Genomic DNA, 26439 nt, shown 5'->3' on the forward strand with positions numbered 1-26439 from the left:
TCGGCGGCCCCGACCACAGAGGCTCAGGCGGGCACCCTCCCCTCGCTCAAGCAGAGGCTGGTGAGCTTCTGCACGGTGCCAGGCAGGTTGCGCGACACCGGGCAGAGGGCCATGCGCTGGCGGAACTGGCCCAGCTCGACTGATCACCCCAAAGCACCTCCACATCCAACACCCAGCCATCGCCATGACAGCAACGCCCCAGACAAGCCGAGCCCTCGAGTTGCTGCTCAAACACGATCGGCCGGTGCCCCGTTACACCAGCTACCCCACCGCCGCAGCGTTTCGTACCGATGTGGGCGACCTCCAGTTGCGGCAACAGCTGGCGGAAGTCACCGACGCGCCCCTGTCGCTGTACGTGCATGTGCCCTTCTGTCGCCATGCCTGCTGGTACTGCGGCTGCAACCGAATCACCACCCAGCTCGGCTCCAAGGTGGTGGAGCCCTATCTCACCGCGTTGGCACAGGAACTGGAGCTGATCGCCGAGGCCATGCCCCAACGCCGGCGACTGGTGCAGATGCATTGGGGCGGCGGCACCCCGAACTATCTGAATCGCGAGGAAACGGCCCAGCTCTGGGAGCTGATCCGTCGCCATTTCGATTTTGACGACGACCTGGAAGCCTCGATTGAGGTCAACCCGGAAGGTCTCAGCCGCGATGCAGCCTGCCAGCTGCGGGAGCTGGGGTTCAACCGCATCAGTTTTGGCATCCAGGATGCCGATCCCGATGTGCAGAAGGCCGTCAACCGGGTGGTGCCGGACACCCAGTTGCGCCACGCGATGCACTGGCTACGGGAAGCCGGCTTCGAGAGTGTGAATGTGGATCTGATCTGTGGTCTGCCCCTCCAGACCCCGGAACGCTTCCGACGCACGCTGGAGCTGGTGCAGGAGCTGCGTCCTGATCGGATCTCTCTCTTTTCCTTTGCCTACCTGCCCGAGCAGTTGCCGATGCAGCTCAAGATTCAAGCAGAGGATCTCCCCAGTCAGCGGCAACGGCTGAGCATGCTGGAGGACGCCAATCAGCTTCTCTGCGCCAACGGCTACGACGCGATCGGCATGGACCATTACGCGCTGCATGACGATGGTCTGGCGGAGGCCACCCGGGAGGGCCGGCTGCATCGCAATTTTCAGGGCTACACCACAGGCGGTGAGCTTGATCTGATCGGGATCGGGCCGAGCGCGATCAGCCAGTTCCGCCATCTGTTCAGCCAGAACGAACGGGATCTCAAGGCCTATGGCGCCGCTCTGGCCCATGGCCAGTTGCCCGTAGAACGGGGTCTGGTGGTGACCGATCCGCGGGTGCTGCAACGCCGGGAATTGATCCGCGAGGTGATGTGTCGGTTTGAAGTGCAGCTGCCGCCGACCGATTTTGAGCAGGAACTGGCTGATTTCAAGCGTTTGGAGTGCGATGGATTGGTCTGCCTGAGCCAGGGTGCCGATGGCCTTGTCACCGTGCGCGTGACCACGGATGGACGGTGGCTGATCCGCACGATCGCCGCAGTGTTGGATCCGAATCAACGGCGTCAGGCCAGCGGCTCGCGGCTGATCTGAAGAGACCAAGATTCTTGGTATGAGCCCACATCAGAATGGAGTCAGAGCTCCCCGCAGCGATGTCTCCTGATCGGGTTGAGAACGCCACCCTGCAGCGTCTCGCCCCCCATCTGGTGGCGCGGCCCCGACGAGGAGTCGTGGGCAGCAGTCGACAGGCCAAGCAACTACGGGATGCCGTGCGCTCGGCAGCCTCAGATCGGGACCGTCATGCGGTGCTTCTGTACGGCGAACCAGGGCTGGAGAAAGACAATCTGGCGGCCTTGATTCATTTCGGCTCTGTTAATCGCCATAGCCTGATGCTGCGGATCGACGGCTCACGAATGCGCTCGGATGGGGCGGACCTCTTCGGTTCCGCTTCCCACGCTGAAGAGCCGCCCCTGTTGCAGCTGTTGGCTGATGGCTCTCTGCTGGTCGACAATCTCGATCAGGTGCCGGAACCGGCCAGGCAGGCCTTGCTCAACCTGGCCCGCACCGGTGAATGGCCTCCTCTAGGTGCCACGGCCCCCAAGCATCGATTTGAAGGTCGCCTGTTCTTGACCGCCGAAACGAGCCTCGCTGAGTTCGAAGGCTGCTGCACGCTGATTCGCGTTCCACCCTTGCGGGTCAGGCGCCAGGACCTCGGGGAATGGTTGCGTTATGAGGTGCGGCAAAAGAGCCGCAGCCTCGGCTGGCAGCAAGTTCCGGAAGTGCCAGAAGGAGTGGTGAAGCAGCTGCAGACCCATGAGTTCCCCAACAACCTGCGCGAACTGAATGCCTTGATCGACCGGGCCATCCAGCAGGTGCGCCATCAGGAGACGCATCACAATGACCAGAGCCCGGGACAAGCTGCGAAATTGTTGCCGGAGGATGTGTTCTGGACGTCACCGCGCCAGCAATACGCCCGCTTCGATGTCTGGCGCTGGAAGCCACGACTGAGGGAGTGGATGCGCTCGCCAAGGCTTTGGAACGCCTTGCTGTTCGGGCTGGTGAGCTGGTTGTTTGCGCTGGTGAACCTCTGGCTTTGGCTAGGCCCTCAGGATCGGGCCCACAACGGAGCCCTGAATCTGTTCTGGGCCTGGTGGTGGCCTCTCATCCTGATCGGCTTCCCCTTGGTGGGGCGGCTCTGGTGTTCCTTCTGCCCCTTCATGGTCTGGGGAGAGATCAGTCAGCGGCTGAGCCGATGGATCGGCTGGCGGCCAGCCCCATGGCCCCGAGGGGAGCATGACGGTTGGGCATCCCGCTGGTTAAGTGCTGGCTTTGCCCTGATCCTCATCTGGGAAGCGGTGGGCAACCTGCCGAATACAGCCTGGCTCAGCAGTTGTTTACTGCTGCTGATCACCGCGGGAGCCGTGGTCTACTCACTGCGTTTCGAGAAGCGGTTCTGGTGCCGCTACCTCTGCCCGATCGGTGGCATGAATGGTCTCTTCGCCAAGCTATCGATCCTGGAGCTGCGGGCCCAGGCAGGCATCTGCAGCGGGAACTGCAGCAGTTACGCCTGCTTCAAAGGCGGCCCCGCCGATGGGGAAGGACTGATCACAGACGGTTGCCCGCTGGGGACCCATCCAGCGCACCTGCGCGACAACCGCAACTGTGTGCTCTGCCTCACCTGTGCCCAGGCCTGCCCGCACCGCTCCGTACGCCTTGCGATCCGGCCACCGGCGGCCGACCTGCAGCGCACCATGACGATCCCGAACGGAGAACCGTCTCTGCTGCTGGTTCTGGCCGGGAGCGTTTGCCTGACCCATTGGCAGCTGCTGCTGGGCTGGTCCACCCTGGCGCCAGCAAGTCTGAGCAGCGGACCACTGCTGCCTCGGCTTTCGATCGCGACCCTCGCCCTAGCGATCCCTTCTCTATTCGTTCTCTGCGCACGCCCGTTCTTCAGTCAGGCCCGCCTGGAGCGCACCATCTACGGCATGCTCCCTTTGTTCTGGAGCCTTCTCCTCGCCAACCACCTTCCCCTAGGGATGGAGGAGGCAGGCCTCGTGTTGCCAGTGAGTGCATCCCCACTGCTGGGGGAAGGGGCGTGGAGCTTGCCCCATTGGCAAGCAGACCCCCATGTCATCGCCTTCTGTCAGAGCATGTCTGTGACGATCGGCGCCGTCTGGAGTGCCGTCATCCTGCGCAGGATGCTGAGCAACAATCGAACGGCCTGGATTGCAGCCACAGGTCTGATGCTGCTGCTGGCCGCCACCGGTCGCTGGCTCGTGAATGGATCGGGGTAGAGGGATTTGAACCCCCGGCATCCTGCTCCCAAAGCAGGCGCGCTACCAAACTGCGCTATACCCCGGTGCTGGGAGCTTAGCGGGCGGCCTCGGGCCTGGGAGCACAAGTCAGGCGCCCATGTTCAAGAGCGCAGAGCTGCCTAGCCTGAAACAAAGCTGCTGCAGCGATGGGCGAAACCTGGACTCCCGGTGCCGTGGAAGCCCTCAGAACGAAGCACGACCTCCCGTTTGTGCGCACAGATGCCGAAGGATTGGTGGTTGAGTTCAACACACGCTTCATCGAGGTCTACGGCTGGGATCAGTCCCTGATCGGTCAGTCCATTGGCGCGATCCTGCCCGTCTCGTTCCGCGAACAGCACCACAGCGGCTTTGCTCGCTTCAAACTCACGGAGCAATCCAAGCTGGTGAATCACCCCCTGGAACTGGCCACCATCTGTAGCGATGGCCAAACCATCCGCAGCGAGCACTACATCGTGGCCGAAAAGGACGCGGCAAGCGGCTGGAGCTTCGCTGCCACCCTCCGGCCCCTGGAGGGGCCGCATGCCTGCTGAGCAACCAGCTGCCAACGCTCTGATCGAGCAACTAAGGGAGTCTCTCGGTCTGCTTCAAGTGGCCTTTGATGCCGCCGCCGAAGCAATGTTGATTCTCGATGGTGAGCGCAGGATCCGCTGGGCCAATCAGAAAGCCGCTGACCTCTGGGGAAGAGGGTTCACCCCATTGCTCACGGGGAAGCCCTTCGCTGAGCTGGTGGTGCTCGAGCAGTTGGATGGTCAGATCGTCCTGCCAGAGGCTCCCACCCACCCCCTGCAGCTGATGGGTCTTGGGGACGGCGAACGCCGTTACAGACTCAGCTGTGGCGGGCCTTCATCAGCACCCCAGCTGCTTCGCTGGACTGCAATCCAGGGCCTACGTGGTTCCTTCGTGCTGCTCATCATTCGCGATCTGGGGCCGCTCGAAACCGCTCTGTTGGAGCAACGTCGCTTCGTCAACCGGCTGGCCCATGAACTACGCACCCCACTGGCCATCCTGTCGGGATCACTCCACCAGATCGCCCGCAAAGCGAGGCTGCCAGGCAAACAAGAGCAACGGCTTCAGCAGGCCCGCGAAGAAGCGCAGCGCATGGGCGACTTACTCGACAAGCTGCTGGTGCTCTCCGAACTCGACACCGATCAGTTCCCCTGGCGCTTTAAAGCCATCTCCCTGCGCAATGCCCTAGAGAGCTGGATGCAGGGATTGCCCGCAGCCGACCGTGCGCGCATCAGTCTCAATTTCAACAGCGATGTCCCCGAACTGGTCTTCGATCCCAATGCCCTCGGGCAAGTGCTCAGCCATCTGTTGCAAAACAGTCTGAGGTTCAGCAACAGCGAATCACCCGTTCAGATCACGGCATCAGCAGGGCCCGAGCACATCGAGATTCAATTCACCGACTGGGGGCCAGGGATGCGCAAGGCCACGGATCACAGCTCCATATTCGAACGTTTCACGCGCCTCGAAGAGCATCGTGATGCCAGGCGCGGCGAGGGGGCCGGCCTCGGACTATCCCTGGTGCGCAGCCTGATGGAGGGGATGGGAGGAGACGTGGTCTGCAGGCCCAACCACAACCTCGATGGCCTGCAGCAGTCCGGCATGGTTGTGGTGCTGCGCTTGCCTAAACCATCGCAGGGAGATGGCGCTTCAGCAGTTCCGGGAGAACAGCGAAGAGATCCGGCTTAAGCACATAGTCGTCTGCACCTGCGTTCATGGCTTGCTCTCGCTTCTGAGGATCACTAAGGGCCGTGACAACGACGACAGGCGCTCCATACTGCAAGTCCCGCAGTGCGGCCAAGCAGGCGAGTCCGTCCATGCCGGGCATCATCAAATCAAGCAGGATAAGATCAATCCGCTCCTGCGGCAGAGACCTCAGCAGCTCAACTCCATCAACACAGGTGATGGAGTGAACCCCTAGATCCTCCAGCTCCTCAACCAAAAGATCGCGCAGGCGAGGATCGTCATCGACGACAGCGACCTGAGGCCGAGTGGGATCTGATGCGTTTGCAGGCAATTAACTGTGGCTGCCGACCTCATCCTGATGGAACAGGAAAACTCTGACCACCAAGACCCAATCGGGCAACTGGCTCCGAAAGGAATGATGGAGTCGTGATGGGTCGCCTGAGATTCGAACTCAGGACCAATCGGTTAAAAGCCGAGTGCTCTACCGCTGAGCTAGCGACCCGCCCGCTTGGGCATGCCGATCTGGCACCCATGGACATTATCACTTGGTCTGCCAGGAGACTGGTGGCAACGACTGGCATGCCATGACAGCGACCGAGACCATTCCCGACTGGGGTACACCTCGCATCGATCCGCAGGCCTGGGTGGCAGCGAGCGCCGTGCTGATGGGCGATGTGGAGATGGCCGCCGGTGCAAGCCTGTGGCCTACGGCTGTGGCCAGGGGTGACATGGCCGCGATCCGGATCGGACCGCGCAGCAATGTGCAGGACGGTGCCGTGCTTCATGGCGATCCAGGTGCTCCGGTGCACATCGGCGCAGATGTCACCGTCGGCCATCGCGCTGTTGTGCATGGCGCCACCCTTGAGGACGGCTGCCTGATCGGCATCGGAGCCATTGTTCTCAACGGCGTCACCGTCGGAGAGGGCGCCCTCGTTGCCGCTGGTGCTGTGGTCACCAAAGATGTGCCGGCCCGCACCCTGGTGGCAGGAGTTCCAGCCCAGGCCAAACGAGAGCAGAGCGAGAGCAGCGTGCGAGAGCAACGAGAGCATGCGCTGCACTACGCCAACCTGGCCGAGCGCTGGTCTCAATTGCTGCAAAACCAAACGGACTGAGCAGAGTTCACGAAGCTGCACCCCTGCGGTCCTTAAGATCGGCAGCACAATCCGACTGGAACCATGGACCTCCGGCTCGTCCTCGTGGCCTCCCCCATCCTTCTGGCTCTTGGCTGGGCTGGGTTCAATATCGGCCGTGCAGCCGTAGGCCAGCTCCAGCTGATGATCAAGCGCAGCCGCGCCTGAGCCACCCGAAGGATCGATAGGGTTGGAGATCGTCTTCGATCCCAACCATCTTGAGCACGGAACCCTCCGTTGTTGTGATTGGTGCCGGGTTGGCGGGCACCGAAGCGGCCTGGCAGGTCGCCCAGGCAGGTGTTCCCGTCACCCTGATCGAAATGAGACCGGTGCGCCGGTCGCCCGCCCACCACAGCGCCGAATTTGCTGAACTCGTTTGCAGCAACAGTTTCGGAGCGCTCAGCAGCGACCGCGCAGCAGGTCTGCTCCAGGAAGAACTCAGACGGCTGGGCTCCCTCGTCATCCAAACGGCCGATGCCCATGCCGTCCCAGCCGGAGGGGCTCTGGCGGTGGATCGTGGGCGCTACAGCGCGGCCCTCACCGAATGCCTGGATCAACATCCTCTGGTCACGATCCGCCGCCAGGAGCAGACCCGCCTTCCCGATCCTGAGCAAATCACGGTGCTGGCCACCGGACCACTCACCAGCGAAGCACTGGCGGAGGAGTTACGGGCCTTCACAGGCCTGGAGGACTGCCACTTTTTTGATGCCGCTAGTCCGATCGTGGATGGCGACAGCATCGACATGAACCGGGCCTTCCGCGCCAGTCGTTACGACAAGGGCGATGCGGATTACATCAACTGCCCGATGGATCAGGAGCAGTATCACGCCTTCCGGGAGGCGCTGCTGCAGGCCGAACAGGCCGAGCTCAAAGACTTCGAAAAAGACAGTGCCACATTCTTCGAAGGCTGCTTGCCGATCGAGGAGCTCGCCCGCCGGGGTGAAGACACGATGCGTTACGGCCCGCTCAAGCCGATCGGGCTCTGGGACCCGCGCTGGGGAGATGTGAACGACCGCGACGTACGGCGTGCCAAGCGCGCCTATGCCGTGGTGCAGCTGCGCCAGGAAGACAAGGACGGGCGCCTCTGGAATCTGGTGGGCTTTCAGACCAACCTCAAATGGGGCGAACAAAAGCGAGTGCTGCGCCTGATTCCGGGGCTGGAGAACGCTGAATTCGTGCGCTTTGGGGTGATGCACCGCAACACCTTCCTTGAAGCACCGAAACTGCTGGATCCCACCCTCCAGTTCCGTCGGCGGCCCAGCCTGCTCGCCGCTGGCCAGATCACTGGCACCGAGGGCTATGCCGCAGCAGTGGCCGGAGGTTGGTTGGCCGGCACCAATGCAGCCCGACTGGCCAAGGGCCACGCTCCCCTTGACCTACCACCCACCTGCATGATCGGCGCCCTGACCCATTTCATTAGCGAGGCCCCCTCCGGCAAGTTTCAGCCCATGCCGCCCAACTTCGGCCTGCTACCGGAGCTGCCCACCCGTATTCGCGACAAGCGTGCCCGCTACGGCGCCTACCGGGATCGGGCCCTTGATGATCTCGCCCGCCATCTGAAACCCACTGCTACCAACTCAGCAGAGGGTTCGAACGAATGGCTGCTGACCACGCCACCCGCCAGCATCGCCTGATCGAGCAGCGATCCCTCCAGATCGGGGTGGGAGCGAGCGCCGTCATGGCTATTGCCGGGCTCTGGGTTCACGTGCTGTCTGGCTCCTATGCCCTACTGCTCGATGGCCTCTACTCCGCCGTGATGGTGGGTTCGGGTCTTGTCGCGGCCCGCATCAGCCGCAACGTTGTGCGCCCTCCCGACCGGGCCTACCCCTACGGCTATGACGGCCAGGAAGCCCTGTATGTGCTGTTTCGTTCGCTGGTGCTGATTGGTGTCCTCAGCTTCGCCGCTGCCGCTGGCCTCGGCACGGTGATCGACTACGCCAAGGGCCGCAGCATTGCTCCTGTCAGCCTTGGCCCCGTGGCCTTCTATGCCATCACCATGGTGGTGATCTGCTGGGGACTCGCCTGGCGCCATCAGCACGATTGGCAGCGCACGGGGCAGCAGTCACAGCTTCTGCTCACCGAAGCCAAGGCGGCCCGGATCGATGGGCTGATGAGTGGTCTGACGGGCCTGGCCCTGCTGATCGCCCCACTGCTTCAGGGCACTGCTCTAGCCGGGCTAATGCCGATCACCGATTCCCTGTTGGTGCTGGTGGTGAGCGCTGTGGTGCTGGGGGAACCGGTGCGGGCCTTTCTCACCGCCCTTGGTCAAGCCGCTGGTGCTTCTGCGGAGAGTGACACGATCCGAACAACACGAGCGGCCATCGAAGACCTGCTGGCTGGACTCTCCTGCTGGCTTCTCGATCTCACCGTGATGCAAGTGGGTCGCACCGCCTTCGTGCTCGTGTATCTCAATCCCAGCCAACCCATGGATGGGGCGGCCATCGACGTGATTCGCCATCGCATCGAAGAACGCTGCCATCAGCTGATGGGCAGACCGGTGCGTTCGGAGGTGATCCTGACAGCCACATCCCCTTTCCCGTCCCCAGGGGCCGCCTAGGGTTCCAGGCTGATGAAGGGATGAGCGTGACCAACCCCGCCTGGGATGTGCCCGCCTGGGATGTGATTGTGATCGGGTCCGGCATCGGCGGTCTTGTCACCGCCTCCCAGTTGGCGGTCAAGGGTGCGAAGACGCTGGTATTGGAGCGCTACCTGATCCCTGGAGGTTCCGGAGGCAGCTTCCAACGCGGCGGCTACACCTTCGATGTGGGCGCCTCGATGATTTTCGGCTTTGGGCAGAAGGGCTACACCAACCTGCTCACTCGGGCCTTGGCTGACGTTGGCCAGACCTGCGAGACGATTCCCGACCCGGTGCAACTCCAGTACCACCTTCCCGGCGGCCTCAGCATGGAGGTCGACCGCGACTACAGCGGCTTCATCGAACGCATGAGTGCCCGCTTCCCCCATGAAGCAAAGGGAATCAAGGCCTTCTATGACACCTGCTGGCAGGTCTTCAACTGCCTTGATGCGATGCCTCTGCTCTCGCTTGAGGATCCGTCCTACCTCACGAAGGTGTTCTTCAAGGCCCCCCTGGCCTGCCTCGGCCTGGCCCGATGGCTGCCCTTCAACGTGGGTGATGTGGCCAGGCGCCACATCAAGGATCAGGATCTGCTGCGCCTGATCGATATGGAGTGCTTCTGCTGGTCGGTGATGCCGGCGGATCGCACGCCAATGATCAATGCCGGCATGGTCTTCTCCGATCGACATGCCGGCGGCATCAACTATCCCAAAGGGGGGGTGGGTGTCATCGCCGAGAAGCTCGTGGAGGGCCTGAAAGCGCACGGTGGAGAGATCCGCTACCGGGCCAGGGTCACCAAGGTGCTGATCGAAAACGGCCGTGCCGTCGGTGTAAGGCTCGCTGATGGGGAGGAGCTGCGCGCCCGCCGCATCGTCAGCAATGCCACCCGCTGGGACACCTTCGCTGGAGAGGGATCACCCGCCAACACACTGGTCGATGACGCTCATACCCCGGCCGCGGAATCCACTTGGCGCCGCCGCTACCAGCCCTCCAGCTCCTTCCTGTCGCTGCATCTCGGCGTCAGGGCCGATGTCATCCCCCAGGGCCTGCACTGCCACCATCTGCTGCTGGAGGACTGGTGCGCGATGGAGGCCGAACAGGGCGTGATCTTCGTGTCGATCCCCACGCTGCTGGATCCCTCTCTCGCCCCTCAGGGACGTCACATCGTGCACACCTTCACGATGAGCGATATCCGTCATTGGCGAGGACTAAATCCGACGCAATACGCCAGCAAAAAGCAGGCAGACGCCGATCGGCTGATCGAACGACTCGAAGCGTTGCTGCCAGGACTGAGCGCAGCGATCGAACAGAAGGACGTGGGCACCCCCCGCACCCATCGACGCTTTCTTGGTCGGATGGGTGGCAGCTACGGACCAATCCCGGCCATGCGCTTGCCTGGTCTGCTGCCCATGCCCTTCAACCGCACCGGCCTCCCCGGTCTCTATTGCGTTGGCGATTCCTGTTTCCCTGGTCAGGGGCTGAACGCCGTTGCTTTCAGCGGCTTTGCCTGCAGCCATCGAATCGGTGCTGATCTCGGGCTCAACAGCTGGAGCCTTCCCGCGCAATTCCCTGCATCCGCTGCTTAGGGTCTCTCGATTGCTTGACCTGTGAGATGGCAACTACCCCCCAGCCCTCGGCCGCTGAGCTCGCCCGCTATATGGAGTCCCGCGGCGAGCTGAGCAAGCCATGGATGCTGCAGATGCTGCGACTAGCGAAGCTCAAAGAAGCTCGCGAGGGCATGAGTCCTGAGGCTTACATGCGCAGCATCCAAGAGGCCCATGCCGACCTGATGCGACTCGGTGAGTTCTGGAAAGGGCGCGAGGCCGAGGTCTTCCAGGGCCGCTATCAGCCCAGCGAACTGATTGAACCCCTGCCCGGATCGCCAGAGGATCGCTGAGGTGGTTGCCACTGGATGGAGCGGTGCTGAGCAGTGTTTCCGGATCTCCCCCCTGATCCGGGGCACCCTGATCAGTGTCTATCTGGCCTTGGTCCTACCGCTGCCCCTGCTCGCACCACCGGGGCTTCGTGTCGTGCTGCTGTTCGCTGCCCCCATGGGCCTCGGGCTGATCTTGGCCATGCTCAGCGAAGAGGTTCGCTTGAGCCCCCAGGGGATCCAGGTGGGCCACCCCCTCTGGTGTCGCTGGTTGATTCGCCGCGGTTGGCAGCTCAGCTGGCCTGAGATTCGTGCCCTCGTGCCGATGGGCACCAGTCAGGGAGGAACGGTGTTTTACGTCAGCACAAAACAGCAGAGCCACTATCTGCTTCCCCAGCGCATTGCTGATTTCGATCGCTTTCTTGCCGTCTTTCAAGCGTGCAGTGGACTCAACACGCAAGGAATCGGCCGGCTGACCCCGCCTTGGACCTATCAGTTGCTAGCCGTCCTGGCGTCGCTGATGCTTGCGGGTGAGGTGGCCCTGGGCCTTGGCTTGCAACAGGGATGGATCACGCTGCCGGCAGGTGTTCCAGGCTGAAGCGATAGCCCTGCTGCCGAACGGTGGTAATCCCACCCCCTTCGCCGAGGCCAGCCTGCTCGAGCTTGCGGCGCAGCGTTAGCACCTGTGTATCAACGGAGCGGGGCCCGCCGCTGAAGGGTGGCCAAGCCATCCGCAACAGATCCTGACGGCTACGCACCATGCCAGGCGGCATGAGCAGAGCGCAGAGCAGAGCGAACTCCCTTGGACTGAGCTCAACGGGCTGTTCCCTCAGAGTCACCTGCCTTAGCAGCAGATGCACCTCAAGGGGACCGACGGTGACGCGCTCCTGCAGGCCGGTGCCTCCCCGTCGCAGCAGGGTGCGACAGCGAGCCGCCAGTTCCTCCAGGCCAAAGGGCTTGCGCAGCACATCGTCAGCCCCTTCATCAAGGAGACCCACCACTGGCTCGGCTCCGCTGCGGGCCGTAAGCACAATCACGGGGCAACGCAACTGCTGGCCTAGGCGCAGGGCGGAGCTGTGATCCAGGATTTCAGCACTGATCAAGAGATCAGGGGACTGGTCCTGGCAGACCTCCAGAGCCTCAGCAGCGTTGGACACGGCAGCCGTGAGGTGGCCGTCCTGACGCAGGCGCTGCACCAGCACGGTGCGCAGGGTGGGGTGTGGTTCGACCACCAGAACCCTGGACGGCTCCTTCGGACCCCCGCCGCTTTGATGGGGCACTGCAACAGTGGTCACCTGAGGACTACCGTTCTGCAGAAGGTCGCGGGAAGAGGAGGTCACATGGCTCTTGATTGCCTGCTTACGCTAAGGCCAATTCCAAGGCACGCTGGTAACAGAGGCTGCCGTCCTCACAGGTCATGACATCCCTGCAGCATCCGGAGGCGATTCGACACTTCCAGTCGCTGTGTGACGCCTGCCAGGAACTGACACTTCGCTACCACAGCCCCTCGGAACTCAGGCTCTATGCCGATGGGTATCTGCATGCCCTACGGCGCACAGGTGCTCTCGAACCGAGGGATCAAGCCCGATTAGAGGCCTTAGTGGATCGCTGGATCTTGGACCCATCCAGCTTCATCGGCCCCGATGGGGACGTGAGTGCCCTCTACCGACAGCCTCAGCACTAGGAGGCGAGAGCCACCTCCAGTTTCTCCTTGAGCTCGCCGGAGTTGTACATCTCGATCAGGATGTCGGATCCGCCCATGAATTCCCCCTTCACATACACCTGCGGGATGGTGGGCCATTCGGAAAATTCCTTGATGCCCTGGCGGATCTCCATGTCAGAGAGCACATCGAAGGTTTCGAAGGGCATGCCCAGAGCATGCAGGATCTGCACCACGTTGTTGGAGAAGCCGCACTGGGGCATCAGCTTGGTGCCCTTCATGAACACGAAGATCGGGCTGGATTGAATCAAGGCCTCGATTCGGGCCTGGGTCTGAGCATCCATGGCAAAAGAGAGCGGCGAAAGAAAGCGAAGGGAGCGAAAGAGGACTCAGTCGGGTGTTGACGTGGTGAGTGCCAGGGCATGGATCGCCTCACTGGCGAGCTCGTCTCGCAGCGCTTTATAGACGAGCTGATGCTGACGGATCCGGTTGAGACCAGCGAAACCAGAGGAGATCACCCGCACCTGAAGGTGGTCGCCACCGCCGGTGAGGTCTTCCACATCCACATGGGCGTCAGGAAGGGCACGGCGTATTGCCGCGGCCACCGCATCGGGTTGAACCATCACCGGGTGCTTCAGCTGGAGACTGATGCTGACAGATCAGGGAGACGAGCGGTCAGGCTCAGCTGCCGGGAGCGGTTTTGGCAGCGGCGAAGGGCGTCTCGACAAACCCCAATTCCACCAGGCTCTGATAGGCCTTTTGACCTTGGGCCTGGGAGGGGGTCATCAACCGCACCACCTCCACGAGCACAGGAACGGCAACCTCGGGTTGATTCTGACGACGGAAGAGGGCCGCCAACCTGAGATTGGCCTCAGCCAGCAGACCCAGTGCTGCACGACCCTTGGCGTCCATTTCGCGGGGAATCCGAGCATCCAGACCTCGGAACGCACCACTCAGATCCCGGTAGAACGCCAGGAGTTGCTTGGCTGCTGCACGGGCATTGTCATAGTCCTTGCGAGCCTCGGCCAGATTGCCGGCGGCGACCGCCGCATCACCACGGTTGATCAAAGACTGAACAGCGGCCACGTTGAAACCGGCACCACCGGACGCCAGCACCTTTGAGGCCTGGCTGTCCTCGCTGGTCTGCGCGAGGCTGGCCGCGGGAGAAAGAGACAGACCAGCCACCAGAGCCAGGGCGGTCAGCGAGAGGCGGGAACGCATGATCAGACCGGAACAGTGGCCGGACTTTAGGGGGAGTGGAGGGGGCGACCCACTGCCTCCCTGGCCGCTTGTTCAGCTGATTGCATCCGCAAGGCCAGATCGGCATTGAAGGAGCGCACCGCCTCACGGCCACTTCCCTCCACGGCCATCGCTTCGCCGAAACAGATTGCTGCACGTCCGCAGAAGCGCGGCCTCGCTTCGCTGTAGGCGAGGCCAACAGGCAGCACGCGCACCGGAACTCCCTGTCGGCGCGCGAGCAGGGCCAAGCGGGCCAGCCCCTGCTGAAGGCGGATCGGCTCATCACTGCGATTAATACGACCTTCTGGGAACACCACCACTTGCTGCCCAGCAGCCAGCAGATCGATCGCAAAGCGCAGGGTGGTCAGCGACGGGCGTCCCTGGTCCACAGCAAAGCAACCGAGGCGATGGAGAAACCACCCCTGCACGCCGTCCATTTCCGTGCGGGTCACCATGAAGCGACAGTCGCGGCTTGTAATCCGTCGACCGGCTGCCATCGGCAGCATCAGGGCATCCCAGCGGGCCCGATGGGTCGGCGCCAGCAGGACCGGACCCTCCAGGGGCAAATTGTGTTCCCCAAGCACGAGTCGCTCGCGGAAATAACTGCGCAGAGCGAGATCCTGGGTGAGCACCATCGCCAGGGGAGCCCAAAAGGGATTAACTCCCGAACCAAGGGCACTTTCGCGTGTCGCCAGGCTTGAGGTCACCGCGCCCCGGTGGTCTTGGACTGTCTGGGAACTTAGGGTCCGGCCCCTGTATTTCCAAAGAAGGCTGGGCAGTTGGTTCTGCGGCCAGTGACGCCCTGACACCTCGTTAGGGTTTTAAGCCCAGGAAGCAACGGACGTGGCCAGCCTCGGCGTCAACATCGATCACATCGCCAACGTGCGCCAGGCACGACGCACGGTCGAACCCGATCCGGTGCCGATGGCGATGCTTGCGGAACTCGGCGGTGCCGATGGAATCACCGTGCATCTCCGCGAAGATCGTCGTCATATCCAAGACCGAGACCTGGAGCTGCTCCGCCAAACCGTTCGCAGCCGTCTGAATCTGGAAATGGCCGCCACGGCCGAGATGGAACAGATCGCAAGAAGGATCCGCCCTGACATGGTCACCCTCGTGCCCGAACGCAGGGAGGAAGTCACCACGGAGGGAGGCCTGGATGTGAGGGCACAGCTCATCAGCCTCAAAGGCGTGGTGGAGAGGCTGCAGACCGTCGGAATCCCCGTGAGCCTGTTCGTGGACCCTGATCCTGAGCAACTGGAGGCGAGCATCGGCTGCGGGGCACGCTGGGTTGAGCTCCACACCGGCACCTACGCGGAAGCGAGCTGGAGCGCACAGCCGGCTGAATTAGCTCGACTGACGGAAGCAACAGCCCATGCCCGCAACCTTGGACTCAGGGTGAATGCAGGCCACGGACTCACCTATCAAAACGTGGAGCCCGTGGCAGCCATCGAGGGCATGGAAGAGTTGAACATCGGCCATACGATCGTGGCGCGATCTCTTGTGGTTGGCCTCGAGGCCGCCGTCAGGGAGATGAAGCGGCTGGTCCAGAATCCCCGCCGTGAGCCGCTCTTTGGAAGCCTTCAGCCATGACCACCTATCACTTCGTCGCCGCCAGTGAACGCTTCCTGACCGAGGAGGAACCTCTGGAGGAAGTGCTGAGTGAGCGACGCCGTCATTACGCCGAGCAGGGCCGAGAGATCGACTTCTGGCTGATCCGTCAACCGGCATTCCTCAGCGCTCCCGAGCTGGCGGAACTCGCAGCACAGGTACCCAGCCCATCGGCTGCCGTGGTCTCCACCGATGCCAGCTTCATCACCTTCATGAAGCTGCGTCTGGAGTTTGTGGCCGAGGGCCGCTTCGAAGCTCCGAGCGCGTCGATTCCCGATGCCCTCGCCAGCTGCGCCGGAACAGCGGTCTAAAGCCACGGCTGCAGCATCTGTGGGCAGCTCCAGCATCTGCCCACAACCGTGATCATGCTGAAGACAGCCATCGGTCTGGAGCGATGACAAGGTCCCACCGGTTTCGTTTTGGCAGCGGCACCTTGCTCGCTGTGCTGAGCGCGTCGACGGTCTTCACCGTCCGTGCTGACACGGGGGGCGGCTGGGAGAACTGGGTGGAGTCCCTCACCCCAGAACAACTCTGCGCGGCGTATCTGAACGACATCATTGGCGACGAGGATCTGCCGGGAGGTCGGGCCTCTGATCCCTGTCCGGAGGGGGCGACCGCCAAGGAATTTCCCTGGTGATTCCTTCATCGAAGCAGGCTCGATCCAAAGCCTGTTGATCGCCACCTCAGCAGAGCACAGGCAGCAGCGCACCCTCAGCTACCGATCGTGAAGGGTGCCTGCTTCTTGTGCCACCACACCCAATCCCTAATCGGCGGTGTATTGCGCAGATGCTCGCGGGTGAGCCCCAGGCCCAGCTTGTCGGACGCACCCACCAGCACATCGAGCATCTCCTCCCCATCGGCAGCCTTGGCCAGGGCCTCATTGGTGCGAGGGGCACCGTTGAGAGCCTGAACCAGCAACGCAACCCTCCGAGGCACCGGCAATGAACGTGGGTCCACAGACCACCCCCCTTTGAGCGATGCAACACCGTAGACAGGGTCGATGACAGGGGAGGGGGGCTCCGTCAGAATCCGATGCAGAGCGATGTGATGGAGCGCAAACGAGGTGGCATCAGCGGAGCGTCACTGGGTGATCGGTGATGTGCACGGCTGTCATGCCTCGCTGATCCAGCTGCTGGCCGTGCTCCCAACCCGGGACCATCTGGTGCTCTGCGGCGACGTGATTAACCGCGGCCCTGGAATCGCAGACACTCTCCATCTCGTCTGGGAGCTGGTCTGCAACGGTCGAGCCACCTGGTTGCGGGGCAACCACGAGCAGAACCTGATCGAAGCCCTTCAGCAACGGTCATCAGACGCACACCAGAGCCTGCTGAGGATCGACACCTACCGCCAGCTCGGCGATGGCCTCACCCGCCAGTGGCTGCAGCGTCTCCAGACCCTGCCAGACCACTATCGAGGCAAAGGCTGGATCGCGACCCATGCAGGCTTTGACCCTCAAGGACGCCCTGATCTACGCATCCGCGAACCCTTCTGGGAGACCTACGACGGCCGCTTCGGCCGTGTGGTGGTGGGTCACACCCCTAGGCCCAGCGTGGAGCGTCGCCAACACATCGTGATGATCGACACCGGCGCCGTCTATGGGGGACGACTCTCGGCCTTCTGCCCTGAAACCGATGCCGTGGTGCAGGTGATGGGTCAAACAGCACTCCCGATACCTGCACCCCAGCACCAGCAGGAACTCATTGAGTCCACCTCTTGCTGACCATCTTCAGAAGCAACAGAGCGGAATGGCTGGCGCAGCTGCTGGCGGAACAGCTGCGCCTTGATCCCCCCTCGCCCTTCGAAGAAGTCGAAGTGGTCGTCAACACCTGGCCCACCAGCCGTTGGCTGGGGGAACAGTTGGCCGTTGTCAACGGGATCAGTGCCCTGGTGCGCTTTCCGTTCCCAGGCGCCAGGCTTCGTGAACTGGTGCGAGCCGTTCTCGGTGAGGGCGCGGGCTGCGATGGCACAGATGGTGACCCCAAGGTCGGCGAGGATCCCTGGCGGGCCGAGCGGCTCGTCTGGCCAGTGCTGGAGGTGCTCCCCGACCTGCTCCAGCAACCAGCCGCTGCTCCCCTGCGCCAATGGATGGAGCTCCATCCCTGCGAGCGAGGTCAACTCAACCGCGATCACTGGCTGTTGGCCCGCAGCCTCGCCGATGCCATCGATGATTACGCGCTGTACCGCGCCGATGAGCTCGGACGCTGGCTCGCCCACGACTCCGATGCCAGCAGTGCACTCGCTGAGTCGCTGCGCTGGCAACCCGAACTGGCCCGCTTGCTCGCCGACAAGCTGCCGACGGCGCCCTTTGGGCTGCAGGTCATGGAGGCCGTGAAGCGGCTGCGCGCCGGCGAGTCCCCCGTGCTGCCCCTTCCCCGCTGTCTGCGGCTGTTCGGACTAAGCAGCATGGCCCCGATCCAAGTGGAGCTGCTCCAGGCCCTCTCGGGCTGCATCGATGTGCAGATGTTTCTGCTCACCCCCTGTCCAGACCTATGGGAGCGCTCCGAACAGCGACGACGTCGTCTGGGCGAACGCTGGCAGACCCCACTGGATGGCTCCTGGCTGTTGGAGTCACCTCGACTTGAAGCCATGCTTGGGCGGATGGGCGCTGAATTCCAGCTGCTTCTCGAAGGCAGCGGAGAGTGCCAGCTCGGAGCATGGGAACAGAGGGACCTGTTCGCGGCACCGGTCAGCATGGCCAGGGACCAACAACAAACCCCGAGCCTGCTCGCCCAGGTGCAGCAGCAGCTGGTGGAAGGCAGCACACCGTCGCTCACTCTCGAGACGAACGACCACTCCCTACGTTTCCTCGCCAGTCCCGGTCGCTGGCGGGAGGTGCAGTTGGTGCGGGATCAGATCCTGCAATGGCTGGCTGCTGACCCGACCCTTCAACCCAGGGACGTGCTGGTGATGACGCCCCAGATCGACCGTTTCGCTCCCCTTCTGGCATCAGCCTTCAACGATGCTGATGCCACGGGCGTGCTGGTGCCTTGGCGGCTAACCGACCGCAGCCAACAGGAAGCACCAGGCCTGATGCAGGGGTTTCTAAGCCTCCTGGCCCTGGCAGCCGATCGGTTCACAGCCACAGGACTGGAACAGTTGCTCGCCAACCCTGCCCTGCAGGAGCTGCAGGGACTGACGGCAGACGAGCTGGATGCCATGCACCGCTGTCTGCAACGCACTGGATTCCGCTGGGGGCTGGATGAACGGGAGCGTCACGGCGACCCAAGCCACAGCCTGCGCTGGTGCCTCGATCGCTGGTTACTGGGTCTGATGCTGCCCGACCAGGAGGGCTGGGTCCTCGCCGACGCCGCTCCCTTTAGCGATGAACTGACCGCGGATGAGGTCGGCCGCTGGTGGACGCTTCTGGACAAGCTGGCCCGCTGGATCGACCGCTTGCGTTCCCCACGACACTGCAGCAGCTGGATCACCACCCTGACGTCTCTGCTGGAGGAGCTATTCGCTGACGGTGGCCGATGGGGTTGGGAGCGCCAGGCGATTCTGGATGCTCTTGAGCTCTGGCGAGAGCGCAGCCTCGACTGTCCCCTGCTGCTGGATGCCGCAGTGGTGCGAGCCGTTTTACAGGAAGCCCTCTCCAACGACAGCGGTCGTTTCGGCCATCGCAGCGGAGCCCTCACCATCAGTGCGCTGGAACCGATGCGCGCGATCCCCCACCGGGTCGTGGTGCTGATGGGACTGGATGCGGGCAGCTTCCCCCGCCAGAACGAGCGCCCAGGATTCCATTTGCTGGAGCAGATCCGGCGGCTGGGTGATCCCTCCAGCAGCGATCAGGATCGCTATGTGCTGCTGGAGGCCCTGCTGTCGTCGCGCCAGCATCTGATGCTCAGCTGGAATGCCCGTGATGAGCGCAGCGGAGAACCGCTTCCACCAGCAGCCCCGGTCCAGCAGTGGCTCACCCTCCTGAGGGAACAACTCGGCGAGAACGCGATGGCCCAGGTGCTGCTGCAGCCTCCGGCCAATCCGCTAGACCCTGGTAATTTCCAAACGCAGTCAACGGGCGCTCTGCCTAGCTGCGACCAACGACTGCTCGCTGCCCGAAGGGAGCTTGACCGTGGAGGAGAGAGAGAAGCCGGCAGGAGAGGCCATGCCCTGGCCATGCCGCTGCAGTGGCCGGGCGGCCTTGCAGACAGCGGTCCGGCCCACAGCCATGAACAGGACAGCTCCGAGGGGACTCGACTAGAGACCGAGCAACTGGAACGCTGGCTTCTGGCCCCGCAGCGCTGCTGGCTGGAGCAACAAGGGCTCAGGCCAGGGGAATGGCTGGAGCCCATCGAGGATCTTGAAGCCCTCGACCTGGGGGAACGCCAGCGTCAGGGGCTGCTTCAACAACAGCTGGAGGAAGCGCTCCAAACCCTGAAGCAACCAAACGCTCTGCCTTGGCAGGAGGCAACGCAGGGGGACTGGCTCAGTCGTTGTGCTGGCAGAGGAATCCTGCCGCCTGCGGCAGCGGCTTCGTTGGAGCAGGAACGACTGGAACAGCGCTGGCAAGGTCTTCAGCGCTGTCTGCTGAGCTTCGGGACGCCACAGCTGCGCAGCGGTCGACTTCTGACAGGGTGCTGTCAGCTGCTGCCACAGGCCGGCAAGCTGCAAGCCCGCTCAGCGCTGCTGGGCTGGCTTCGCCACCTTGAAGCCCAGCTGGAAGGGTACGAATGCGAAACCGCTGTGATCGGTCGTTCAGATCGCCAGGGCAAGGGCGATCAGTTTGAGGTGCTTCTGCACTGGCAACCGATCGAGCCAGAGCTGGCTGAGCATCATCTCGCTGCCTTGCACGCTGCAGCCCACAGAGGCTTGAAACAGTGCTGGCCAGTGCCTCCAGCGAGCGGCCTGGCACGCCTGCGTCAATGGCAGAAAGGCCAGGAGGCCGCTGACCAGGCCTTCCACAAGAGCTGGCAGGGTGACTTCCAGGGTTGGCCCGAACGGGAGCGGGCGGAGATGCGTGCCTGCTTCGGCGATGGCTGTGAGAGCCGCGAGCTCCTTAATGCTCCCGGATTCGAGCGGGCCTTCTCCTGCCTCTACTTGCCGATGGGGGAGGCCCTGAAAGCGTGAGACGTTTTGAGCACAACGACTACCCCCTGGATGGAGGCGTTCGACTCCTTGAGGCCAGCGCTGGCACGGGCAAGACTTTCGCTCTGGCGCATCTGGTGTTGCGCCTGATCACGGAGCGGAATCTGCGCATCGAGCAGTTGCTGGTGGTGACCTTCACCGATGCGGCAGCTGCAGAGCTGCAGGATCGCATCGGGCGGCGACTGGATCTTGCCCTACAGGGGCTCACTCAGATCGAAAATGACCAGGTCCCGAGCGACGCTGATCCGGTGCTGCGCGCCTGGCTGGAACGCCACGGAGCCGATGGCAACCGGCGGCGGGAGATCGCCAGTTGCCTTCTCACCGCCCTCGACGGCCTGGAGAAAGCTGACATCACCACCATCCATGGCTTCTGTCACCGCACGCTCCGGCGTTTGTCCCTGCAGAGCGGTGCCGTTATGGATCCCGATCTGGAGAGCGACAACGCCGACCTCTGCCATGAGGTGGCCCATGACTACTGGCAGCAACAGGTGCTGTCGCTGGATCCAGAGGATGTGAAGGGGTTGCAGATGGCGCAGCTCTCCCCGGAGACCCTCAGCGAAGCCCTGCGGCGCCTCGATGGAGATAGCGGGGTGCGCATTGATCCGGGCAACGATCCACCCGATCCCAACGCCCCCCTCAAGGAGCAGTTCGAAGCATGGATCGCGCAGCGCTGGCTGAGCGCCCAGAAGCAGTGGCAGGAGAACGGCGACGAGCTGGAAACGGCGCTTTGCGCAGCAGCTGCCGATTGGCGCAGCCGAGGCTGCAGCAGCAATCGCACCACCCCCTACAGCCCCAAACCGCGAACGCAACGAGCAAGCACTCTGAGCGACTGGATAAGACAAGCCGGACTTGCAACACCGGCAGGACAACCTGATGACACGCAAACAACACGAATACGCTACGGCTACGTGCGAAAACAGCCCTTACTCGGGGGCTACTTCCATCCCGGCACCTTCTCTCGCGTGGCCCGAGCCTGCGGAGAGGCGCAGCCCCGCTTGCCCTGTCCGCAGACCATGGAGGCGATCGCCGCCCTCTGGGATGGCCCCAGCGAACAGGTTTGGCGCCATGCGTTGATCAGTGGTGCGGCCGCCCTGAAAGAGCGGCGCAACCGCCGGGGAGTGATTGGCTTCTCCGGACTGCTCGACGCCCTCGATCCAGCAAGCCAGAGCGAAGAACAACAGCAGCGGTGGATCAGCGAACTTCGTCGCCGCTACCGGGTGGCCCTGATCGACGAATTTCAAGACACCGATCCTCTGCAATGGCGATTACTGCGCACTGCTTTCGCAACCGGTGCGTCGCATCTGCTTCTGATGGTCGGCGATCCAAAGCAGGCGATCTATCGATTTCGCGGCGGTGACCTGAACACCTATCGGGAGGCCCGCCAACAGGCTGACCGGATCGATGCCCTGCTCGACAACTACCGGACAACACCTCCTCTGATGCTGGGACTCAACCAGCTCATGGCAACCGGTCTGGAGCAATCGCGGTTGGAGGTTCCAGCCCTGGATGCCAAGAGTTCTGCCCAGCCGCTCGCGGGTCCCGACGGCCCTGAACCGCTCCAGGTGTTGAACCTGCCGGAATCAGGGGAAACCTCCATCGCCAGCAAAACCGCCCTGGAGGATCTATTGCCCAGGCTGGTGGCTGGTGTGAGCAGTGAGCTCATGCATCGCCACGCGGAGCTCAGTCCTGCCGATCTCTGCGTTCTCGTCAGTCGGCACCGACAGGCCGAAGCGATCCGCGCCCAGCTAGCAGCCATAGGCCTGCCGAGTCGGCTGGTCAGCCGCGGCGACGTGTTCAACAGTGCAGCAGCAGAAGCGCTGCAGCGATTGCTCGACAGCCTGGCCAGTCCTGCCAATGACGGCACGCTGCGACTGCTGGCCTGCTCAGCCCTTCTCCAGTGGTCTGCCCACAAGCTTGCCAGCGCAGAAGCAGACGGGGGTCTCGATCAACTCGCCCAGCAGGTGCGAAATCTCGCCGATGCCTTGCCCACCCTTGGTTTGCTGGGCTGCCTGTCCCAGATCTTGGCGGGGGAAACCATGGCAGCACTGACGGAGCGGGGCCGATTTCTCGGAGACCTCCAGCAATGCGCACGCCTTGTCCAAGACACGATTCACCGCCTGGGATTGGATGCCTCCAGTGCCGCCGACTGGTTGCGACGACAGCGTCTCCAACCGGAACCAAGCCCATCCGACGAACGGCAACCCCACAGCGACCACGCCGAAGACGCTGTCGCCGTTGTCACGGTGCACCGCAGCAAGGGCCTGGAATATCCAGTGGTGATCTGCCCTTACCTCTGGCAGATGCCCCAGGAAGCCGAGGGGCCGCTCTGGCGCCGGAGCGATGGCTGGATCGTGGCCATCAACCGCCACTGGGGCTGCGGCCGAAGAGCCGCTGAGGAAGAAGACGCTGAGATCGGCGCCGAAACCGAACGTCTTGCCTATGTGGCAATGACTCGCGCCGTTCGTCAGCTGATCCTCATCGACGCCCAGGCCGTCGGCCATGAACACAACCCTCTGAAGCGCTGGCTGGCGACCGAGCCAGGCGGAATCAGCCGCCAGCTCCTTGACCCCGAGGCTCCCGTCAAGGTCTGGCGACGCTCCGTTGAACCGGTTGCTCTGCAACTGGGTCCAATTCCCGAGCGATCGCTGGACAGGATCTGGGGCCGGAGCAGTTATTCAGCCTGGAGCAGCAGCGGGGGAGGTGACCATGCCGCTGCCAGAACCGATGATCCCCGCACCCTGGAGGAGGGACGCGATCGTGATCCCATCAGCCCCGCCGATGCCCCCCCTGGAAGCCCCTCAAGCGACACGGTTGATCACGACACAATTCAGAACGAGAGAGTGCCTGAGGATCCGGCCAGTCGCATGGGTCCCCTGAGTGGATTTCCACGCGGTCCGGCGGCCGGCGACTGCCTGCATCGCATTCTCGAAAGGGTGAACTTTGCAACGGCGGCGGCAGATCCCGGCAGCGCCGAGGTGATTGCCCAGGAACTGCGCCGGGCCGGCCTGGAGGCTGATCTGCAAGCGAGCGTGCAGCAGGGCCTGGCCCGACTGCTGAAGGTGCCCCTCGGCGGCCCGCTCGGTGCCCTGCGCCTCGAACAGATCGCTGCCGATCGCCGGCGCCACGAGCTCAGCTTCGATCTGCCCATTGCCCATCGGGGTCGCGCCATCCAAGCCAACGCCCTGGCGGCCAGCTTTCGGATCCAACCCGAGCACAGCTTCTCGGGGAGCTATGCCGACCGCGTCGCGAGCCTGTCCATCCACAGCCGAGGCTTCCTCACGGGATCCATCGACTTGATGTTCTCCGACACGAACAATCCCCAGACCTCCCGCTGGTGGGTCGCCGACTGGAAAAGCAACTGGTTGGGAGAACGGGACAGCGATGGCCAGGTGCTCGCCTGTGGCCCATGCCACTACCAGCGAGAGGCACTCCTGGAGGAGATGGTCAAGCACCACTACCCACTTCAGGCCCATCTCTACATGGTGGCCCTCCATCGTTTTCTGGAATGGCGATTGCCGGGCTACGACCCGCAGCGCAATCTGGGTGGCTACGTCTATGTCTTTTTGCGCGGTGTGCCGGAGCAAGAACAGCTGAGTGCTCCAACAGCACCCGAGTTCACTCCTGGGGTTCTGGTGGAACAGGCACCAGTCGAGAGGATCCTGCACCTCAATCAACAACTGGAGGGAGTGATCCCATGAGAGACGCCAACTCCCTTCCAAGGGACTGGTCCGCCCCGGTGAGTCGCGGCTTGATCGAACTCCTGCGCCGCTCCCTCCCCCCCGATCAAGACGACCCGATGCTGGATCGAATCCTGGTGGATCTGACCGCGGCGCTGGCCCAAGGGATCACCTGGCTACCTCTGCAGCCGGAGCAGCATCGGCCTTTGCACCAGAGCGGATGGCTCAACGGACCCCGAAGCCCTCTGGTGCTCCATGAATCCAAGCTGGCCTTTCGGCGCTGGCATGAGGGGATGGAGACTCTCGTGCTGCGTCTTCTCGAGCGGGTTGCTGCCTCGCCCGACATCCACGAGACCGATCCAGCGACACAGCCGACGCTGAAGCAGCCGACGCTGGAGCAGTCTCCCTGGATCCAAGGGCTGAACCCAGAGCAGCTGGCGGCGGTCGCGGCGATCCGACAGCACCGGCTGGTGCTGCTCAGCGGTGGCCCAGGCACCGGAAAAACCAGCACTGTGGTCCGGATGCTGGCTCAGGTCGTCAGCGACCGGCCCGAGCTGCGCATCGGGCTTGCTGCACCCACAGGCAAAGCAGCCGGTCGGCTCCAAGACGCCATCCGCAACGGCCGAGAGTGTCTGCCGCAGTCCCTGCAACCGGCCCTGGCGGCCCTTCCCTGCGCCACCCTGCATCGCTGGCTGGAGGCAGGGTCCCGGGGCTTCGGGCGTCATCAACGCCGACCACTCCCCCTCGACCTGCTGGTTGTCGATGAGATGTCGATGGTGGATCTCAACCTGGCCACTGCGCTGCTTGAGGCCTTGCCCGAAACGGCGCAACTGGTGCTGGTGGGCGATGCGGCCCAACTGCCACCGATTGGCGCCGGTGCCGTCTGGCAGCACCTCCAGGAGGAAGCGCAACGGCAACGATTTGGATCTGCAGCAATCGAGCTGCATCGGGTGTATCGCAATCGAGGCGCTCTGGCCCGACTCAGCGGCGTGTTGCGGGATCAGGGGATCGAAGCCTTCTGGCGCGCTTGCCGACCCAGCACTGCGGCCTCAGGGTCTAGCGAGAATCTGCATTGGCAACAGGGGGATCGACGCGCCATCCCCCCTGCGGTGACCAAGGCCCTGCGAGACCACCTGAACACGCTTCAAAACGCCGTGGCTGCTCTCCCCCCCGGACCGACAGAGCCCATGGACGACATCCTGGATGCAGCCGCCGCCGATCAGGCCCTCGCTGAGCTGGACCGACTGCAGGTGCTCTGCCCGCGCAGGGTGGGCGCCTGGGGGGTCGACATGGTGCATCGGACCCTGCTCCCCGAAGGAGGTGTCGAGGCCTGGCCCCCAGGGGTTCCGGTGCTCTGTGCCGCCAACCAACCAGAGCTTGGGCTTGCCAATGGTGATCGGGGGCTCACGATCGGGGCAGGGCCTCAGCGGCGCGTGCTCTTCCGATGCATCGATGCCACGGGGACCGCAAGTCCACGGCTGCTGCACCCCGCACGACTGAAAGCACTGGAACCGGCCCTGGCCCTGACCGTGCACAAGGCCCAGGGCAGCGAGGCGGATCACGTCCTGCTGCTCTGGCCAGGAGCACTTCGGGATCAGGAACGCCCCCAGCAGGAGTGCGCCCTGCTTTACACCGCCATCACCAGAGCCCGTCAACAGCTACTCCTGCTGACGGCGACAGATCCAGCCAAGCTGGAGTCGTCATCGGAGGCAGCGCTTTGATGGGGTTACCCCCTGAATCCCTTGCAAAACAACGGGTGGAGCGCCCCTGGGGTTGGTACGAGGATCTGCTCGAAGGCCCCGGTTACAAGCTCAAGCGTCTACTGATCCGCAACGGCCAGCGGCTGAGCCTTCAGCGGCATCAACACCGAAGCGAAAACTGGACGGTCGTGAGTGGTGAGGGCGAGCTCTTCTGCGATGGACACTGGCATCAGGCAACCCCTGGATCCACCCTGCACATCCCCTGCGGAGCCATCCACCGAGCCCGAGGCGGTGAAGGAGATCTGCTGATCATCGAGGTTCAGCACGGAACCCACCTTGAGGAAACCGATATTGAGCGCCTGGAAGATGATTTCGGCAGGGTGATAAGTTGAAGATCAAGCCTTTGAAGAAAGGGCAAGCAATACAGCACGGTTT

Annotated in this window: 27 protein-coding genes and 2 tRNA genes; 20 read left to right on the top strand and 9 right to left on the bottom strand. The window is 63.2% G+C overall.

Features of this window, described 5'->3' with window-relative positions; all coding sequences use genetic code 11:
* Positions 1 to 184 precede the first annotated feature (184 nt).
* Together hemN and CWE16_RS06455 are read left to right on the top strand one after the other, a co-directional pair.
* A complete protein-coding gene (hemN, locus tag CWE16_RS06450) occupies positions 185 to 1546 on the top strand; it encodes an oxygen-independent coproporphyrinogen III oxidase (RefSeq protein WP_131593900.1) in 1362 nt (453 codons plus the stop codon).
* A gap of 59 nt (positions 1547 to 1605) precedes the next feature.
* Positions 1606 to 3747, top strand: a complete 2142-nt coding sequence (locus CWE16_RS06455) for a 4Fe-4S binding protein (protein ID WP_131593902.1) — start codon at positions 1606 to 1608, stop codon at positions 3745 to 3747.
* On the opposite strand, the gene CWE16_RS06460 is transcribed toward CWE16_RS06455, so the two are convergent.
* Positions 3739 to 3812 (bottom strand) — tRNA-Pro (locus tag CWE16_RS06460). The genes CWE16_RS06455 and CWE16_RS06460 overlap by 9 nt on opposite strands.
* A gap of 102 nt (positions 3813 to 3914) precedes the next feature.
* On the opposite strand from CWE16_RS06460, the gene CWE16_RS06465 reads away from it, so the two are divergent.
* Both CWE16_RS06465 and CWE16_RS06470 read left to right on the top strand, forming a co-directional pair.
* A complete protein-coding gene (locus CWE16_RS06465) occupies positions 3915 to 4298 on the top strand; it encodes a PAS domain-containing protein (protein WP_131593904.1) in 384 nt (127 codons plus the stop codon).
* Positions 4288 to 5460, top strand: coding sequence for a sensor histidine kinase (locus CWE16_RS06470; protein WP_161567573.1), 1173 nt, complete (start codon positions 4288 to 4290; stop codon positions 5458 to 5460). Before CWE16_RS06465 ends, CWE16_RS06470 begins: the two co-directional genes overlap by 11 nt.
* On the opposite strand, the gene CWE16_RS06475 is transcribed toward CWE16_RS06470, so the two are convergent.
* The gene (locus tag CWE16_RS06475) at positions 5396 to 5788 is read right to left on the bottom strand and encodes a response regulator transcription factor (RefSeq protein WP_131593908.1); all 393 of its coding nucleotides are present in this window, start codon (positions 5786 to 5788) and stop codon (positions 5396 to 5398) included. The two genes, CWE16_RS06470 and CWE16_RS06475, sit on opposite strands and share 65 nt — an antisense overlap.
* Before the next feature lie 99 nt (positions 5789 to 5887).
* A tRNA-Lys gene (locus CWE16_RS06480) sits at positions 5888 to 5959 on the bottom strand.
* Between the two features lie 82 nt (positions 5960 to 6041).
* Here CWE16_RS06480 and CWE16_RS06485 point away from each other — a divergent pair.
* The 7 genes from CWE16_RS06485 (at position 6042) to CWE16_RS06515 (ending at position 11633) form a co-directional block, all read left to right on the top strand.
* Positions 6042 to 6569, top strand: coding sequence for a gamma carbonic anhydrase family protein (locus CWE16_RS06485; RefSeq protein ID WP_131593910.1), 528 nt, complete (start codon positions 6042 to 6044; stop codon positions 6567 to 6569).
* Positions 6570 to 6632: 63 nt separating this feature from the next.
* Positions 6633 to 6755 (top strand): photosystem II protein Y, encoded by a 123-nt coding sequence (locus tag CWE16_RS06490; protein ID WP_011933287.1) that lies wholly within the window; start codon positions 6633 to 6635, stop codon positions 6753 to 6755.
* A 50-nt stretch (positions 6756 to 6805) separates the two neighbouring features.
* The gene (gene trmFO, locus CWE16_RS06495; protein WP_236629612.1) at positions 6806 to 8221 is read left to right on the top strand and encodes an FADH(2)-oxidizing methylenetetrahydrofolate--tRNA-(uracil(54)-C(5))-methyltransferase TrmFO; all 1416 of its coding nucleotides are present in this window, start codon (positions 6806 to 6808) and stop codon (positions 8219 to 8221) included.
* Entirely contained in the window at positions 8185 to 9144 is a 960-nt protein-coding gene (locus tag CWE16_RS06500; RefSeq protein WP_131593912.1) for a cation transporter, read from the top strand. Before trmFO ends, CWE16_RS06500 begins: the two co-directional genes overlap by 37 nt.
* Before the next feature lie 20 nt (positions 9145 to 9164).
* Positions 9165 to 10748: a carotenoid isomerase gene (gene crtH / locus CWE16_RS06505; RefSeq protein ID WP_131593914.1), complete on the top strand. Its 1584-nt coding sequence runs from the start codon at positions 9165 to 9167 to the stop codon at positions 10746 to 10748.
* A gap of 26 nt (positions 10749 to 10774) precedes the next feature.
* Positions 10775 to 11059 carry a hypothetical protein gene (locus tag CWE16_RS06510; RefSeq protein WP_131593916.1) on the top strand — a complete coding sequence of 95 codons (285 nt, stop codon included), beginning with the start codon at positions 10775 to 10777 and terminating at the stop codon, positions 11057 to 11059.
* Between the two features lies 1 nt (position 11060).
* Positions 11061 to 11633 (top strand): hypothetical protein, encoded by a 573-nt coding sequence (locus tag CWE16_RS06515; protein ID WP_131593918.1) that lies wholly within the window; start codon positions 11061 to 11063, stop codon positions 11631 to 11633.
* Here CWE16_RS06515 and CWE16_RS06520 read toward each other — a convergent pair.
* On the bottom strand, positions 11605 to 12375 hold the full coding sequence (locus CWE16_RS06520; protein ID WP_443081609.1) for a response regulator transcription factor: 771 nt from the start codon (positions 12373 to 12375) through the stop codon (positions 11605 to 11607). The genes CWE16_RS06515 and CWE16_RS06520 overlap by 29 nt on opposite strands.
* A 77-nt stretch (positions 12376 to 12452) precedes the next feature.
* On the opposite strand from CWE16_RS06520, the gene CWE16_RS06525 reads away from it, so the two are divergent.
* Positions 12453 to 12719, top strand: coding sequence for a DUF6761 family protein (locus CWE16_RS06525; RefSeq protein ID WP_131457222.1), 267 nt, complete (start codon positions 12453 to 12455; stop codon positions 12717 to 12719).
* Here CWE16_RS06525 and grxD read toward each other — a convergent pair.
* From grxD to CWE16_RS06545, 4 genes are read right to left on the bottom strand one after another with little or no spacing between them, the layout of a single operon-like run.
* The gene (gene grxD, locus CWE16_RS06530; protein WP_131457220.1) at positions 12716 to 13039 is read right to left on the bottom strand and encodes a Grx4 family monothiol glutaredoxin; all 324 of its coding nucleotides are present in this window, start codon (positions 13037 to 13039) and stop codon (positions 12716 to 12718) included. The two genes, CWE16_RS06525 and grxD, sit on opposite strands and share 4 nt — an antisense overlap.
* Before the next feature lie 45 nt (positions 13040 to 13084).
* Entirely contained in the window at positions 13085 to 13318 is a 234-nt protein-coding gene (locus CWE16_RS06535; RefSeq protein WP_131457218.1) for a BolA family protein, read from the bottom strand.
* A 58-nt stretch (positions 13319 to 13376) separates the two neighbouring features.
* Positions 13377 to 13916 carry a hypothetical protein gene (locus CWE16_RS06540; RefSeq protein ID WP_131593920.1) on the bottom strand — a complete coding sequence of 180 codons (540 nt, stop codon included), beginning with the start codon at positions 13914 to 13916 and terminating at the stop codon, positions 13377 to 13379.
* Between the two features lie 26 nt (positions 13917 to 13942).
* Positions 13943 to 14641 carry a lysophospholipid acyltransferase family protein gene (locus CWE16_RS06545; RefSeq protein ID WP_201737967.1) on the bottom strand — a complete coding sequence of 233 codons (699 nt, stop codon included), beginning with the start codon at positions 14639 to 14641 and terminating at the stop codon, positions 13943 to 13945.
* Positions 14642 to 14777: 136 nt separating this feature from the next.
* On the opposite strand from CWE16_RS06545, the gene CWE16_RS06550 reads away from it, so the two are divergent.
* The 3 genes from CWE16_RS06550 to CWE16_RS06560 all read left to right on the top strand — a co-directional run bounded on the left by CWE16_RS06550 (position 14778) and on the right by CWE16_RS06560 (position 16182).
* Complete coding sequence (locus tag CWE16_RS06550) at positions 14778 to 15527, top strand: pyridoxine 5'-phosphate synthase (RefSeq protein WP_131593922.1); 750 nt, start codon at positions 14778 to 14780, stop codon at positions 15525 to 15527.
* Complete coding sequence (locus CWE16_RS06555; RefSeq protein WP_131593924.1) at positions 15524 to 15856, top strand: MgPME-cyclase complex family protein; 333 nt, start codon at positions 15524 to 15526, stop codon at positions 15854 to 15856. The genes CWE16_RS06550 and CWE16_RS06555 overlap by 4 nt, the downstream gene beginning before the upstream one ends.
* A gap of 83 nt (positions 15857 to 15939) precedes the next feature.
* Complete coding sequence (locus CWE16_RS06560; protein WP_131593926.1) at positions 15940 to 16182, top strand: hypothetical protein; 243 nt, start codon at positions 15940 to 15942, stop codon at positions 16180 to 16182.
* A gap of 74 nt (positions 16183 to 16256) precedes the next feature.
* On the opposite strand, the gene CWE16_RS06565 is transcribed toward CWE16_RS06560, so the two are convergent.
* On the bottom strand, positions 16257 to 16463 hold the full coding sequence (locus CWE16_RS06565; RefSeq protein ID WP_236629613.1) for a hypothetical protein: 207 nt from the start codon (positions 16461 to 16463) through the stop codon (positions 16257 to 16259).
* 145 nt (positions 16464 to 16608) lie between these two features.
* Between CWE16_RS06565 and CWE16_RS06570 the strand changes: the two genes are divergently transcribed.
* Genes CWE16_RS06570 through CWE16_RS06590 form a run of 5 tightly spaced genes read left to right on the top strand, consistent with a single transcriptional unit; the run spans position 16609 to position 26396 of the window.
* On the top strand, positions 16609 to 17265 hold the full coding sequence (locus CWE16_RS06570) for a metallophosphoesterase (RefSeq protein ID WP_131593930.1): 657 nt from the start codon (positions 16609 to 16611) through the stop codon (positions 17263 to 17265).
* The gene (locus CWE16_RS06575) at positions 17259 to 20609 is read left to right on the top strand and encodes an exodeoxyribonuclease V subunit gamma (protein WP_131593932.1); all 3351 of its coding nucleotides are present in this window, start codon (positions 17259 to 17261) and stop codon (positions 20607 to 20609) included. The genes CWE16_RS06570 and CWE16_RS06575 overlap by 7 nt, the downstream gene beginning before the upstream one ends.
* Positions 20606 to 24325 carry a UvrD-helicase domain-containing protein gene (locus CWE16_RS06580; RefSeq protein WP_131593934.1) on the top strand — a complete coding sequence of 1240 codons (3720 nt, stop codon included), beginning with the start codon at positions 20606 to 20608 and terminating at the stop codon, positions 24323 to 24325. Before CWE16_RS06575 ends, CWE16_RS06580 begins: the two co-directional genes overlap by 4 nt.
* Positions 24322 to 26025 carry an AAA family ATPase gene (locus CWE16_RS06585; protein ID WP_131593936.1) on the top strand — a complete coding sequence of 568 codons (1704 nt, stop codon included), beginning with the start codon at positions 24322 to 24324 and terminating at the stop codon, positions 26023 to 26025. Before CWE16_RS06580 ends, CWE16_RS06585 begins: the two co-directional genes overlap by 4 nt.
* Positions 26025 to 26396, top strand: a complete 372-nt coding sequence (locus tag CWE16_RS06590) for a phosphomannose isomerase type II C-terminal cupin domain (protein ID WP_131593938.1) — start codon at positions 26025 to 26027, stop codon at positions 26394 to 26396. Before CWE16_RS06585 ends, CWE16_RS06590 begins: the two co-directional genes overlap by 1 nt.
* Positions 26397 to 26439 lie beyond the last annotated feature (43 nt).

Origin of the sequence: Synechococcus sp. BS55D (assembly GCF_004332415.1) — a bacterium.
In the GTDB taxonomy this organism is placed as follows: domain Bacteria; phylum Cyanobacteriota; class Cyanobacteriia; order PCC-6307; family Cyanobiaceae; genus Synechococcus_C.